Annotated in this window: 14 protein-coding genes; 6 read left to right on the forward strand and 8 right to left on the reverse strand. The window is 67.8% G+C overall.

The window, feature by feature from the left end; genetic code table 11:
• Together tgmA and OG223_RS23010 are read right to left on the reverse strand one after the other, a co-directional pair.
• The gene (gene tgmA, locus OG223_RS23005; RefSeq protein ID WP_329251718.1) at positions 1-303 is read right to left on the reverse strand and encodes a putative ATP-grasp-modified RiPP; all 303 of its coding nucleotides are present in this window, start codon (positions 301-303) and stop codon (positions 1-3) included.
• Positions 304-543: 240 nt separating this feature from the next.
• Positions 544-993: an ATP-binding protein gene (locus OG223_RS23010; RefSeq protein ID WP_329251720.1), complete on the reverse strand. Its 450-nt coding sequence runs from the start codon at positions 991-993 to the stop codon at positions 544-546.
• A gap of 243 nt (positions 994-1,236) precedes the next feature.
• Between OG223_RS23010 and OG223_RS23015 the strand changes: the two genes are divergently transcribed.
• Together OG223_RS23015 and OG223_RS23020 are read left to right on the forward strand one after the other, a co-directional pair.
• Positions 1,237-2,520, forward strand: coding sequence for an XRE family transcriptional regulator (locus OG223_RS23015; RefSeq protein WP_329251723.1), 1,284 nt, complete (start codon positions 1,237-1,239; stop codon positions 2,518-2,520).
• Complete coding sequence (locus tag OG223_RS23020; RefSeq protein WP_329251725.1) at positions 2,517-3,065, forward strand: GNAT family N-acetyltransferase; 549 nt, start codon at positions 2,517-2,519, stop codon at positions 3,063-3,065. The genes OG223_RS23015 and OG223_RS23020 overlap by 4 nt, the downstream gene beginning before the upstream one ends.
• Before the next feature lie 103 nt (positions 3,066-3,168).
• Here the strand turns inward: OG223_RS23020 and OG223_RS23025 are convergent, their stop codons facing one another.
• Positions 3,169-4,287 (reverse strand): hypothetical protein, encoded by a 1,119-nt coding sequence (locus tag OG223_RS23025; RefSeq protein ID WP_329251728.1) that lies wholly within the window; start codon positions 4,285-4,287, stop codon positions 3,169-3,171.
• Positions 4,288-4,595: 308 nt separating this feature from the next.
• On the opposite strand from OG223_RS23025, the gene OG223_RS23030 reads away from it, so the two are divergent.
• Positions 4,596-5,048, forward strand: a complete 453-nt coding sequence (locus OG223_RS23030) for a hypothetical protein (protein ID WP_329251731.1) — start codon at positions 4,596-4,598, stop codon at positions 5,046-5,048.
• Between the two features lie 28 nt (positions 5,049-5,076).
• Here the strand turns inward: OG223_RS23030 and OG223_RS23035 are convergent, their stop codons facing one another.
• Together OG223_RS23035 and OG223_RS23040 are read right to left on the reverse strand one after the other, a co-directional pair.
• Positions 5,077-6,189 (reverse strand): DUF475 domain-containing protein, encoded by a 1,113-nt coding sequence (locus OG223_RS23035; RefSeq protein ID WP_329251734.1) that lies wholly within the window; start codon positions 6,187-6,189, stop codon positions 5,077-5,079.
• A gap of 45 nt (positions 6,190-6,234) precedes the next feature.
• Positions 6,235-7,518: an MFS transporter gene (locus tag OG223_RS23040; RefSeq protein WP_329251736.1), complete on the reverse strand. Its 1,284-nt coding sequence runs from the start codon at positions 7,516-7,518 to the stop codon at positions 6,235-6,237.
• 72 nt (positions 7,519-7,590) lie between these two features.
• Between OG223_RS23040 and OG223_RS23045 the strand changes: the two genes are divergently transcribed.
• The 3 genes from OG223_RS23045 (at position 7,591) to OG223_RS23055 (ending at position 10,109) form a co-directional block, all read left to right on the forward strand.
• On the forward strand, positions 7,591-8,556 hold the full coding sequence (locus OG223_RS23045) for an ArsR/SmtB family transcription factor (protein ID WP_329251739.1): 966 nt from the start codon (positions 7,591-7,593) through the stop codon (positions 8,554-8,556).
• A 94-nt stretch (positions 8,557-8,650) separates the two neighbouring features.
• Positions 8,651-9,154 (forward strand): glutathione peroxidase, encoded by a 504-nt coding sequence (locus tag OG223_RS23050; protein ID WP_329251742.1) that lies wholly within the window; start codon positions 8,651-8,653, stop codon positions 9,152-9,154.
• A gap of 79 nt (positions 9,155-9,233) precedes the next feature.
• Positions 9,234-10,109, forward strand: coding sequence for a MerR family transcriptional regulator (locus tag OG223_RS23055; RefSeq protein ID WP_329251745.1), 876 nt, complete (start codon positions 9,234-9,236; stop codon positions 10,107-10,109).
• Positions 10,110-10,291: 182 nt separating this feature from the next.
• Here OG223_RS23055 and OG223_RS23060 read toward each other — a convergent pair whose 3' ends face one another.
• The 3 genes from OG223_RS23060 to OG223_RS23070 form a co-directional block, all read right to left on the reverse strand.
• Positions 10,292-10,501 carry a DUF397 domain-containing protein gene (locus OG223_RS23060; RefSeq protein WP_329251748.1) on the reverse strand — a complete coding sequence of 70 codons (210 nt, stop codon included), beginning with the start codon at positions 10,499-10,501 and terminating at the stop codon, positions 10,292-10,294.
• Between the two features lie 272 nt (positions 10,502-10,773).
• Positions 10,774-11,631: a helix-turn-helix domain-containing protein gene (locus tag OG223_RS23065; RefSeq protein ID WP_329251750.1), complete on the reverse strand. Its 858-nt coding sequence runs from the start codon at positions 11,629-11,631 to the stop codon at positions 10,774-10,776.
• Positions 11,632-12,018: 387 nt separating this feature from the next.
• Positions 12,019-12,771: a GOLPH3/VPS74 family protein gene (locus tag OG223_RS23070; RefSeq protein ID WP_026150485.1), complete on the reverse strand. Its 753-nt coding sequence runs from the start codon at positions 12,769-12,771 to the stop codon at positions 12,019-12,021.
• Positions 12,772-12,920 lie beyond the last annotated feature (149 nt).

Raw genomic sequence — 12,920 nt, forward strand, 5'->3', positions numbered from 1 at the left:
TCACTGGTCGGTGTCGTTCCCCGTGTCGCTGTCCGGGGAGTCGCCGTTGCGGTCGCCCTGCCCCGTTGTGCCGGTCGCCGGGTTCGTACCGGAGGACGTGCCGTGTCCTGGGGACATGGTCGGGGCCCCGGAGGCGTCGAAGTATCGGGTGGTCTGCGTCTCCGCGTCCAGCTCCAGCCGTGCGTAGTCGGGGACTTCGACGGGCGGGTACGGGGCGATGCGGCGCAGGCCCCACGGGGCGGCTGTCAGCCGCCCCTGCGGCAGTGGGCTGCCAGTGGGAAAACGATCCATGTGATGGAACACGGTCTTCCTTTCGCAGTGGGAGATGGAAGGTGGTGCGGCTGTGTTGCCTGCTCAACGGCAGTCGGGTCGGCAGACCCGGAGTCGAAACAGAAGGCCCCGATGGCACACGTCACCCACCACCCGGCCACCCGCTCCCAGTCGGTCGGCGGGCGCAGAGAGCACAGTCCATGGCCATCTGCTGACGGGGACGGAGGTGTGCGGTGTCCGGGAGGGGTGGCGAGTGCATCGCGATCGAGGTCTTCATCCGTCGCCCTCGACGCGGAGTTCGGCCCAGACTTCTTTGCCCCACGGGCGCCTGCCGGAGCCGCACAGGTCGTAGCCCCACCGGTCGGCGACAGCATCGATCAGGAGCAGGCCACGGCCCGACTCGTCATCGCCAGTGGCCGGACCGAGTACCGGCAGGCACGAGGGTGCCCGATCCACCACGCCCACCCGCACCCGTGTCCCGGTCGGTCGTCCGACAACCAGACGGATCGAGTGACACGGGGTGTGCCTTACGGCGTTCGCGACCAGTTCCGAAATGATCAGCGTTGCGGGGTCGACGAGGTTGTCCAGATGCCATATGCCGAGGGCGTCGCTGACGAGCTTGCGGCCGATCTCGGCCGTGGACGGTTCGCACGGGAAGGTCCGGCTGTAGGCGGGGTGACCGACAGAGGAGCCGGCCTGAACTGAGGTACTGAGACTCGTCATTGAGGTTGAGCCTTCGTGTCGTCTCGGTGCCCGGCCCACTCCTCGGAGAACTTCGGAGGCGGATCGAGCCGTCAACAGCCCCCCGACACAGGTGGAGAGATGGCGGGCGACCAGTACCCAGACAACTCCCTTTCTCAGCAAGGTGGTTAGGGCGATCGGGCGACCATCCGACCGCCCGACCTAGGGCGATTTGACCTTCCGTTTACCTGGCGAGTGCGGTGATGTGAGAGCTACCGTGCGTGCATGGACACCACGCGCAACGCCGTGCTTGAGGCGTGGATGGCCGAACACGGCTACAGCTCCAACAGCCTTGCCGACACGGTGAACAGGGCTTTGGAGCGACTGACCGGGAGACCCGGCGGCCTCGACGGCTCATCGGTCCGGGCCTGGAAAGCGGGCCGGGTCAAGTGGCCCAAATCGGCTACCCGTAAGGCACTTGAGGACGTCAGCGGTCTGCCCGCCGTCGCCCTAGGGTTCGTGCCATGGGGCCGGGCTCGGCCCGCCCCAGCCCCACCGCAGCAGGAGGACCCCGACATGAAGCGCCGTACCCTCGTCGGCGGCATCGCGGCGGCTGCCGCCGCAGCAGCCGCGCCCGGCACCGCCTCCCCTCGCCGTATCGGCATGAGCGACGTCGACCGCCTCCAGAAGCGCTTCGCCGATCTCATCGCCAGCGACCACCGCCACGGCGGCCAACTCGGCATCGAGCACCGGGCCGCCGCACTCGCCGACGAAGCGCTCAACCTTCAGAACGCCGGCAGCGCCACCCAGCGCGTACGCAGCAACCTCTACGCCTCCGCAGCCGCCTTCCGCTCCTCGGCGATGTGGGCCGCCATCGACGGCCGCCGCTACGACGACGCCAAGGCGCATATGCGCGAGGCGCAGGCACTCGCCGAGATGTCCGGAGACCAGGCGATCAAGTTCCGCATCTGGAGCCACGCGGGGACCATGTACCGGCACATGGGTCGGCCTGCCGACGCGTTCGCCGCCAACGACGTCGCCCGCAACCTGCGCCTCACCCGCCGCGACCCCTTGTTCGCGTCCCTCGGCCTGGCCCGCCAGGGCGCCATCCACGGCGCGGCACAGGACCCCACCGGCACCCGCCGCGCCTTCGAACAGGCCCAGGACGCCATGCTGCGCGCCGACCCCGCCGACTACCGCCCAGTGTGGATGCTCGCCTTCTACGACCAAGCCGAACTGGACCACTTGGCCCTCTCCGCGTACTTGGCACTCGGCGACTACCCAACCGCGGAGTTCCACGCCCACCGCTGCCTGTCCGCCCTCCGGCCCCACATGGCCCGGTCCCGAGCCATCACCACGACCCGGCTCGCCCACGCCCAACTCGCCCAAGGCGCGGCCGAAGCCGCGACCGCCACCGCAGCGAGGGTCCCCGCCGACGCCGCCACCCAGCACGCCCGAGTAACGCGCATGCTCCAAGAGTTCGGCACCGCTCTGCACGCCACCGCACCCGGCAGCACCGCCGTCCAGGCCTGGACCGAGCACACCACCACTTGGAAGATGGCCGCATGACCACGCCGCCGGACATCGAACTGCGCACGTTCACCACTCTCGCCGATGTCCGCGGCGATCTCCTCGACGTGTACGCAGAGGTGCGCGCCCCGCTGCTCCACCTGCCGAACTACGCAGTCGCCACGTTCGGCGAACGCTTGGACCGGCACGGCACCGATCCCGGGTTCACGGCCGTCCTCGCGTACGCGGACGGGTATCCGGTCGGCTATGTGTACGGCAACACCATCGAGCACGGCGATCGGTACTGGAAGCGCACCAGCCCGGCACCGGCTAAGACCTACACCGGCCGTCCGGCCGTGGCTTTGAAGGAGATCGGCGTCCGGGCGACGTGGCGGAAGACCGGCACCGCCCGCCGGATCCACGACGCCTTCCTCACCGCACGCGAAGAGCCGTACGTGACGCTTATGGTCAACTCGGTCGCCGGGGACGGAAAGGTCCACGCGCTCTACAAGTCGTGGGGTTACGAAGACATCGGCCAGAGCCAGCCATCACCGGCCTCGCCGGCCCTCACCGTGATGATCCGGGCCAGCCATTGGCTTGCTTAGTTTTGTCCCGAGCCCACTGCCCCTAAGTTGGAAGGCAGTGGGCTCGGACACTGACGTTTCCGCTCGCCCGTACCGAAGCGATACGCAAGGCGCGGACTTTAGCTCACGCCACAGGCCAAGAGTCACCTTCGCCGATCTCAACCCGCTGTATCGAAGTTACGAGGTCCTGGAGCAGAAAAATTGCCGGGTAGCCAGACCCAACCCAGGTAATCCCAATGAAGTCCGTAATCCATTTCGCACACCCCTGTATGAAATTATCCCGAGCCCTGCCACTGTCCGGGAGGAAAAACCCTTCCCCCTCTCCGGAAATTTCCTCAAGGGCTATCTGCAGGATCACTTTCATCCCCTCCTGAGTGTCGAGCCCGCCTTCTATCTGCGACCGAATTAGGATATCGGGAGGAATCTTCAGCCTATGCGCACAGATTTCGACGCATCGCATCAGGAACCCCATGCAGGTTATTTGAGCTTCAAATGGGCTAGAATTAGAGCACTCAAGAAGTAGATCCAAGCACTCCGCAAAGAGGGTTTCGTCTCCAAGCCACCACGAGGTAAGCGCGCGCGACAAAACGGAAGACAATAGGGGGTCAAAAATCGAGTCATGTTGAAAATTATCGCAGAGAAAAGAGAGCGCAGAGGTGGATGCCCGAATCACCGATGGGTGAACATCTTGATGCTCCCGAATTGTCTCGCGAGCCCAGATCCTCACATCGCCATCCGACGCGAGTGCCGGGGACCCGAGAATATCAAGACGATCTTCTTCAGACACCCCCCGGAAGACTTGCCAGAGCTCCTGCGGGCCCCAGTCTGAAAGGATCTCGACATCGAGATGGCTGGATTCGGTTCTAAGATCCTCCAGTTCACGTGTGACAGCAGCAGACATGCCAAACAAGTCGTTGTGAACGAAACGCCATTTTCGCATTTCTGGCCACTTTTTGACAGCGCCGTAAAAGTCGGCCCTAATCTTTCCACGAACATCCGAGCGCCCTTTTGCGGAAAATGGAGCGTAGGCGGCGTAAAGAGTCTTGCTGTCCGCATCCCATCCGTCACACTTCAGGTCACCCAGACTCCCTACTGTGCGCGCAACGTGAAACGAATTTCCATTTGCGCAACGCATCACCTGTGCGAATAATTCTTCGAATCTTTCGGATGGCGACTGCAGAAGGAGCAGTTTGAACTTATGCTCCTGCCACAGCAGGCTTACCCACTTTGGGATACTGGTCACGCAGCCCTCGGAATGACGATGTTCTCGCTGATCGTACGGTAGGCATCAGACTGGCCAGGATAAACTTGTTCATGCACCCGCCGGTTCCCTCCATCATGATGGAGGCAGAAGCCGCCGCCCTCATCATGATGCTCTGAGTCAGCCACTGTCCGCCCCTTTCGCTTCCACAACTAGTCTCTCGGCTCGTGTGCCGCCGCCTTGAAGCCCGCCTGCGGATCGCAAGCCGTCGTCGGCGTCGCCCGCCCCGCATACGGGATCGCGGTGAAACCCGCAGGACAGTCCTCACCGTCACCAACCACAATCCGAGCATGTCCACCGACGTGAGCGGGATGATCGAGTGCAGGCCGGGCGCGCGGATCTGGGGTGTGGGTGATGAGGACTCGGTCTGGGTGGGTGGGATCGATCTGTTCCTTCTCACCACCGGTAACGCCTACGACGCGCTCGCCTGTCTCTTCGGGGTGCGTAATTCCTTCGGGTTCCGGCCGTTGGCCGAGGGGCGGGGGCTGCCGGGGGATGTGTCCGGCGAGGTGCGGGCTGCCGTCGGCGGGGAGGGCGGGGACGCCGGTGTCCACGGCACCACCTGGATCACCGGGGACGAGTTGGCCGGCGTCGACTGGGACGAGACCGACGGTTCCGGCGCGCGCAGCCGTCGTGGCGTCGCGGGGGACGCCACCCACTGGGGGCCCGTGTGGGAGGTGATGCGGACGCTGGGCGGACTGCACGGCGCGGAGAACGTGCGGCTCGTCGTCTGGTTCGACTGATCGTCGGGTATCGCGTCGGCGACGGCGGCTAGGGAACCCTCGCCGTGTCGACAGCCTCGGCCGCCCCGTCCCCCGCCTCCGCCAACGCCCGGTTCCGCCGTACCGAGGACCAGAAGGACCAGCCGATCAGGACGACGCCGACCAGGCCCGTGATGACCTCGTTGATCTGGTACTGGATGGTGACCATGAGGATCACGGCCAGGGCGCCGATCGCGTAGTGGGCGCCGTGCTCCAGGTAGATGTAGTCGTCCAGAGTGCCCTGACGGACCAGGTACACCGTCAGCGAGCGGACGTACATCGCGCCGATGCCGAGGCCCAGCGCCATCAGGACGATGTCGTTGGTGATGGCGAACGCGCCGATCACGCCGTCGAAGGAGAAGGACGCGTCCAGGACTTCGAGGTACAGGAACATGAAGAACGCCGCCTGGCCGGCCAGGACCACCGCCGAGCGGTCGCTCTCGCGATCGCGTTCCTCCTCCGCCTCCAGGCGGTTCTCGAAGAAGCCGGAGAGGCCGCCGACGATCATGTAGGTGATCAGGCCGGCGATGCCGGAGATCAGGACCGTCTGGGCCTTGTCCGCGTGGGTGCCGCCGTGCTGGTGGGCGTGGGCCGCGAAGGTGAAGGAGGTGATCAGCAGGACGATCAGGGCGATGCAGACCGACAGCATGTCGACCTTGCCGAGCCTGGCCAGGGGGCGTTCCAGCCAGCCCAGCCACTTGATGTCGCGGTCCTCGAAGATGAAGTCCAGGAAGATCATGAGCAGGAACATGCCGCCGAAGGCCGCGATCGCCGGGTGGGCGTCGGTGACGAGTTGTTCGTAGCGGTCCTTGTCGGTCAGCGCCAGGTTCACCGCCTCGAAGGGGTTCTTCTTCGCCGTGACCGCGACGATCACCACCGGGAACGCCAGGCGCATGCCGAAGACCGCGATCAGGACGCCGACCGTGAGGAAGATCTTCTGCCAGAAGTCCGACATCTTCTTCAGGATCCCGGCGTTGACCACCGCGTTGTCGAACGACAGCGAGATCTCCAGCACGGCCAGGATCGCGATGACGCCGAACGCCGTCCAGCCGCCGTACCAGACTCCCAGGGCCAGGCCGAGCGCGGTGACCGCGAACGACCAGCGGAAGGTCTTCAGAAGCACGGGTTGCCCCTTCCTGTTGTCGCGCGGTCGCCCGCGGGCCGGGCATCAACAGCCCTGACCATCATCGGCGTTGTCTACCACGACCGCCTGTCGTACAGGTGACGGGGGACGGGAGTCGGACTGCGGCGGGGCGCGGAAGGGGCCCTCGACCTTCCGGTCCAGGGTCTCCCCCCGCGCCTGCCGGCCGAGCACCCCCAGGGTCAAGGTCACCGCCATCGACGCCACGGCCACCAGGGTCATCGCCGTTGCCGGGGAGGTGAGTTGGGCGGTCGTGCCCGCTACGGCCGCGCCGATGCCCTGCATGGTGAGCATGCCCGCGGAGCGCAACCCCAGTGCGTGGCCCGCCAGTTCGTCGGGAGTGAGTTCCATCAGGCGTTCCTGGAGGACCAGGCTCGCGCCGTAGCCGATGGAGGCCACGCCCACCGCCATCGCGGCCCAGGGCATGCCGGGGCGCAGCGCGAAGAACAGGTACGGCGTGGCCAGCAGGAGGCGGAGCGGGATGTCCAGGCGGGCGCGCAGGGCGGGCGGGACGAAACGGCCCAGGGTCAGGTCGCCGACGAACATGCCCAGGGCCGCGCTCGCGAACAGCACGCCGGCGGACCCGGAGTCGTAGGAGACGTAGAGGGATTCGCAGCCGACCACCAGGCCGTTGGGGACCCACATGCCGAGGTAGGTGAGGCGGCGGGGGCGGGAGGACCACAGGAGGGCGTTCGTGCGCCAGGTCGCCGCGACCGACGGGCGGCCCGCGGTGCGGGGTGGGCGGGCGGTCAGGCCGAGGCGGAGGGCCAGGGCCGTGGTGGCGTACAGGGCCGCCGCGAGGAGCAGGCAGACGCGCGGGGAGAGCAGGGTCAGGAGGGCCCCGCCCATGGCGAAACCGGTGACCTGCATCAGGCCCGAGGCCATGTTGAAGACCGAACGGCCCAGCAGATAGCCCTCCTTGGAGAGGATCTCGTTCAGCAGGCCGCCGCTCACTCCGCCGCCCAGCGAGGCGATCAGGCCCTGGAGGAACACGACGGCGAAGACCGCCCCGATCGGCAGACCGGGGGTCGCCAGCACCGCCGTACAGACGGCGAAGGCGGAGTTGATGCCGGTGAGGGTGGCTCGCGGGGGCAGTCTGTCCGCGCCCGAGAGGAAGAAGGTCGCGCCGAGCATCTGGGCGAGCTGCGGCCCGAACATGCTCACCGCCGACAGCAGGGGGGACTGCGTCGCGCGGTACACGAGGGTCGCGAGTGCCAGGCCGCTGATGGTCCCGGCCGCGTTCTGGGCGGCGAAGGAGAAGAAGAACGGGGTGTATTCGGGGGTGCGGAAGAGCTCGCGGTAGCTGCGCATGCGGGGAGTCTGCGGGGGTGTGCGCGGGGGTCGTATTCTTTCGCGCGGACGCGAAACGACGGGGTGGTGATCATGGGGTGGTGGCAGCTCAACGCCGACACCCTCGCCCGGAGCCGGTTCGTGCTGTCGCCGTTCGCCGAGACCTTCGCCGCGCTCAAGCTGCTGCACCTCGGGATGGCCGCGCACCCCGGTGAACAGGTGTGGCTGCGGGAGCATCTGCCGTCGTACCGGCGGCTGTTGGCGGACGACCCGGTCACCGGGCTGCTGATGCGGGCGGGGCTCGGGCGGGCCTGGATCGCCGACTTCCTCTCGCCCACGCCGAGGGACCGGGAGACGTTCGAGGAGGCCGTCGCACGGGTGCGGGCGGCACCTCCCGCCGACGCGCGGGCGAACCTCACGGTCTCCCTGGCCGGCCCGCTCCCCGCCGCCCTGGAGCGCGACGATCTGCCCGAGCGGGCGGCCCGGCTCCTGGAGTACGTGTGGGCGGAGACCGTACGGCCGTCCTGGGAGCGGCGCCGGCTCGTGCTGGAGGCCGATGTGGTCGCGCGGACCGCGCAGGTGAGCCAGGGCGGCTGGGCGGCCGTGGTGGACGCGCTGCGGCCGGGGCGGACGCGGTGGCTCGGGGAGAACCGGCTCCAGGTCAATCTGCACGCGTACCCGCCGCGGGAGATCTCCGGCGCGGAACTGGTCTTCGTGCCGGTCACGCCCAAGGGCGGCTGGGTGTCCTGGGAGGAGCCGGACCGCTACGCCATCGTCTACACCTGCTCGGGCGCCCTAGCCGACCCGGGCTCGCGGGCGGTCCCCGCGAGTCTGGGGGCGCTGCTGGGCCCGGCGCGGGCGGGCGTGCTGACGCTGCTCGGGTCGCCGATGAGCACCAGTCAGCTCACCGCCGTGACGGGGCAGGCGCTGGGCTCGGTGGGGCGGCATCTGCGGGTGCTGCTGGACGCGGGGCTGGTGGAGCGGCGGCGGGCGGGGCGGTCGGTGCTGTACTCGCGGACGGCGGCGGGGGAGGTCGTGGTGAAGGCGGCGGGACTGTAGACCACCTGGGGGCGCGGAGGCGCATGGGCCCGTTGGACACGGAAGCGCATGCCCCCGTGGGGAGAACGACATTTACCGGAGTTAGCATCCGGTTATGACGACTACAGAGAACACGGGTCCCCTCGCCGTCGAGATCGGGTCGCTCAAGGGCGGCTCCGCGGACCTCACGCAGTACACGGGCCAGGCCGTCCTCGTGGTGAACGTGGCCTCCAAGTGCGGGCTGACCCCCCAGTACACGGGCCTCGAGCGGCTCCAGGAGCGGTACGCGGCGCAGGGCTTCACCGTGCTCGGCGTGCCCTGCAACCAGTTCCTCGGACAGGAGCCCGGCAGCGCCGAGGAGATCGCCGAGTTCTGCTCGGCGACGTACGGCGTGACCTTCCCGCTGACCGAGAAGGTCGAGGTCAACGGGGACGGCCGGCACGCGCTGTACGAGCGGCTCGTCGACTTCGCGGACGGCGAGGGCCACACCGGTGACATCCGCTGGAACTTCGAGAAGTTCCTGATCGGCCGCGACGGCACGGTGATCGCCCGCTTCTCCCCGCAGACCGAGCCGGAGTCGGCGGAGGTCGTGGCGGCGGTCGACGGCGCCCTCGCCTAGGACTGCCGTAGGCAGGTGTTGACCTTGCCCCTGGGGCAGGGCCGAGCGTCCTTGTCACCGGGCGGACGGAAACCGCCCGGTGACGGAGGATGCGAGGGTGGACGACGACCTGCTGACCATCGGTGCGTTCGCGGCGCGGGCACGGCTTTCGGCCAAGGCGCTGCGGCTGTACGACCGGCTCGGGCTGCTGTCACCTGCTCGTGTCGACGAGGTGAGCGGCTACCGCTACTACCGCGCGAGCCAGGTCGAGCGGGCCCGACTCGTGGCGCTGCTACGGCAGTTGGACATGCCGCTGGCCCGGATCGCCGAGCTGGTCGAGGCCGACCGTACGGTCGCGGCCGCACTGCTCGCCGCGTACTGGACGGACGTCGAGACCCGGATCGCCGGGCAGCGCGCGCTCGCCGAGTACCTCCGTGCACGACTGTCGGGGAGGAGCTCCGAGATGTACGGAACATTCGTGGTCGAGACGGTCGAGGTACCGGAACAGGTGCTGATCACCGAGACCCGGCACACCCTCGCGGACGAGTTGCCGGCCTGGATCGGGGCCTCGCTGGGGCGCCTTGAGGCGGCGGCGGAGGAGTGCGGGGGCGGGAGCGGCGCGCCGTTCGTCGTCTACCACTCCGAGGTGTCGATGGAGAGCGACGGCCCGGCCGAGTCCTGTGTGCCGGTCGCGGACGAGGCGGCGGCGCGGGCCTGGGCGGAGCGACAGGGGCGGGCCCGGCAGACGGCGGTGCGGGTGGAGCCGGCACGACGACTGGCCTACACCCGGATCACCAAGGCGCAGGTGGCGTATCCGCAGATCCAAGCCGCGTTCGAGGCGGTGGAGCAGTGGGTCGCCGGGCAGGGGCTGCGGTACGCCGGGCCGTGCCGCGAGGTGTACTTCGCGGACTGGGAGGCGGCGGGGCCCGGGGACGCGGTGTGCGACGTGGCGTTCCCGGTGGAGACCACCCGGTGACCTTCCCGGTGGAGATCCGGTGACCTTCCCGGTGCCGCTTCGGTGAAGTGACGGGCTGCCCGGAGTCCGGTTCCGGGCACAAGCCGAGCCCCCTCGGCCAGGACGGCGGGCCAGTCGAGAGGGCTCTTGCTTGCTGAACTGCCTTTGCTGCTTATGGAGTTGTAAAAGGTGACCCAGCGGCATCAGTGAAGGTCGTGCGCCCCCCGCGCGACCTCTGCCACGAAGGCGTTCCACGAGTCCGCGGGGAAGTCCAGCGCCGGACCCCCGTCGACCTTGGAGTCCCGTACGGCCATGGCCGCGAGAACCGGTGACTTGACCTCGACGCATGCACCGTTCCCGGTGGAGTACGTGGACTTGGTCCACGTGTCCGTGGCGCCCTGACGAATTGCCATTTTTGCTCCGGTTATTGCCAGTTGATGAGTACTGTCCCCGCGCGTCACGCCCGGCCACGAACACTCCGGACGTACAACACGGTTTGCGCCAACGTCTGTTGCTCGATGGCGTGATCGACGCTACTCGCCAACATCGGCGGACGGAGAGGCCATTCACTCGACCGGGTGGCATATACCCCTGGTGTCTTCCATCCGCCCCGGCGGAAGGTGTATTCTCCCGCACCTTCCGCCAGGGGAGCCTCTCAGGGCCCCTCAGAGCCCCTCGGGGCCTCTCAGCGCGCGTAGTCCTTCGCGATGTCCGCGATGAACTGACGGGACTGGTCCACGTTCAGGGCCTGCGCCCTCAAGTGCTCATACATCACGCTGTACTTCTGGACGTCGTTCGCCTTCTCCAGGTACAGGTCGCTGGTGACGCCCTCGATGTAGACGACGCTGGAGTCCGCCGCGTCCGGGAACTCCAGGATCGCGTACTGCCCGTTGAGCCCGGGATGGGCGCCCATGTCGAACGGGATCACCTGCACGGTCACGTGCGGGAGTTGGGACTGCTCGACGAGGTACTCCAACTGGTCCCGCATCAGGGAGCGGTTGCCGACCACACGGCGCACCGCGGACTCGTCCATCACCGTCCACAGCCGCAGCGGGTTCTCCGGCGCGGAGATGCGCTCCTGCCGGCGCAGCCGCACCTGGACCCGCTTGTCGACATCGGCCGACGCGGTCTCGGGCAACGCCCCGGTGATGAGCGCCTCGGCGTACTGCCGGGTCTGCAACAGGCCCGGGACGACCTGCGGATCGTAGACCCGAAGACTCGCCGCGTCCGTCTCCAGCCCGATGTAGACGCTGTACGGGATGTCGCCGAAGGAGTGCCACCAGCCTTGCTGGCGCGAGTCCTTGGCCATCTGCATGAGCGAGTCGACGATGCGGACGTCCTCGACCTCGTAGACCCCGCACAGGTCGCGGACGTCGCGCTGGCTGATGCTGCGCCGTCCGTTCTCCAGCCGGCTGATCTTCGACTGCGACACCAGCAACCGCTCGGCGACCTCTTCGGCCGTCATGCCCTTGAGCTCACGGAGCCGACGCAGCTCCTGGCCCAACCGGCGTCGCCTGACGGTGGGATTGACACTTGACGCCACGGGAACGTGCACCTCCGGCTGCATGCCTCTACTTGCCACTGCTTGCTGCTACTTGCCGCTACTTGCTGCTCACTGCTTGCCACTTTGCGTATCTGCTGTTGAGCAGACTGCCACCAAGGTGGTTTCTACCGCTGGGAAACGGTGGATATGCGGCAGGTACGAGCCAGGTTCCGGTTGCCCACGGCGTCCGTAGATGCGGCCGAGCGGGGTGGAGAGACGTTACGTCTACTCCACCCCGCTCGGACCAGCGGCTCCCGAACCGGGTCTTGGGGACTGGCGGTGCGGCGTTGTACTGCGTACTGCGTGTACTGCGGTCGTACGGTCCCGCTGTGGTGCCGGTCGTGCGGTGCTGCTCCGCGGTGCGGGCGTGTGCCGTGGTACTGCGGCTCAGTGAGCCACGGCGCGCGCCATGGTGCCGCGGTGCGGCTGCATCGGAACACCACGAGCCGGTTCCGGTGGCCTTGATCCGGGCGCGGCCTGACGGCCGGCCGGGGCCGGGCTACGGCGTGGCTGTGCCGCCACCCCGTTCTGGACGTCCATCACGGCGTGCGCCACGAGTCCGCCCATGGGGTCGTGCCTGATCAGGTCCCGCAGCCGGGAGCGGGACGAGCGTCCCTCATTACCCGGATACAGGTGTTTGCCGAGACCGACCGCGTGCGCCAGTGCGGCGAGCGCGGCTGTCCGCGGGTCCGGCGGTACGCCGGTGCGGATCGCGGAATCGAGTCGGCCCCTGATCTCGCGGCTGATCTCGTTGTCCGTCGCTTGGTAGCGAGTCGTCGGCAGCACCCCGCACATCTGTCCCGCCACGGCATGCACCATGCCGCACCGCTCGAGATGCGAGAGGTAGGTCTGGCGAAGTCCCAGTCGGGGCCCGCCAATCCAGTTCACTGCACGTACCGGAGCGCCACGCCTTCGCAGCAACTCCAACGCGCAGTCCAAAGTCGGATCTCCGGTCGGCCGTGGTACCACCACGGCGATACGATCCCCGTCTGGGGCTATCCGTCCGGCCAGCGCCAGCTCCACTAGCTGTGCTCCGGCCAGACCGAGGTCGAGCGACTGCGGCTGCGCAGTGGTACCCGTGGCCGGGTCCAATGCCAGCAGTAGAAGCTCTTCCGGAAGAGTTCTGCGGCTCCTGCCCATCCATGCCTCCCCGCGTGGATGAATGACAGGGTGACCCCTCTCACATTGGTCTGTCGAGGGTGCGTGACCGGTTCGTGATGGAACCGGCAGGTATGTCGTTCTCGTCTACCGCAGGGGCTAAGCCCGCACACAGGACACTGGTACATGGT

The sequence above is a fragment of the Streptomyces sp. NBC_01478 genome (genome assembly GCF_036227225.1).
Classification (GTDB): Bacteria; Actinomycetota; Actinomycetes; order Streptomycetales; family Streptomycetaceae; genus Streptomyces.

What these genes read in the sequence shown, in the direction of transcription:
- OG223_RS23060 (WP_329251748.1), bottom strand. Translation starts at nt 10,501, where the DNA reads ATGGCAATTCGTCAGGGCGCCACGGACACGTGGACCAAGTCCACGTAC.
- OG223_RS23050 (WP_329251742.1), top strand. Translation starts at nt 8,651, where the DNA reads ATGACGACTACAGAGAACACGGGTCCCCTCGCCGTCGAGATCGGGTCG.
- OG223_RS23045 (WP_329251739.1), top strand. Translation starts at nt 7,591, where the DNA reads ATGGGGTGGTGGCAGCTCAACGCCGACACCCTCGCCCGGAGCCGGTTC.
- OG223_RS23020 (WP_329251725.1), top strand. Translation starts at nt 2,517, where the DNA reads ATGACCACGCCGCCGGACATCGAACTGCGCACGTTCACCACTCTCGCC.
- OG223_RS23040 (WP_329251736.1), bottom strand. Translation starts at nt 7,518, where the DNA reads ATGCGCAGCTACCGCGAGCTCTTCCGCACCCCCGAATACACCCCGTTC.
- OG223_RS23010 (WP_329251720.1), bottom strand. Translation starts at nt 993, where the DNA reads ATGACGAGTCTCAGTACCTCAGTTCAGGCCGGCTCCTCTGTCGGTCAC.
- OG223_RS23070 (WP_026150485.1), bottom strand. Translation starts at nt 12,771, where the DNA reads ATGGGCAGGAGCCGCAGAACTCTTCCGGAAGAGCTTCTACTGCTGGCA.
- OG223_RS23030 (WP_329251731.1), top strand. Translation starts at nt 4,596, where the DNA reads ATGTCCACCGACGTGAGCGGGATGATCGAGTGCAGGCCGGGCGCGCGG.
- OG223_RS23015 (WP_329251723.1), top strand. Translation starts at nt 1,237, where the DNA reads ATGGACACCACGCGCAACGCCGTGCTTGAGGCGTGGATGGCCGAACAC.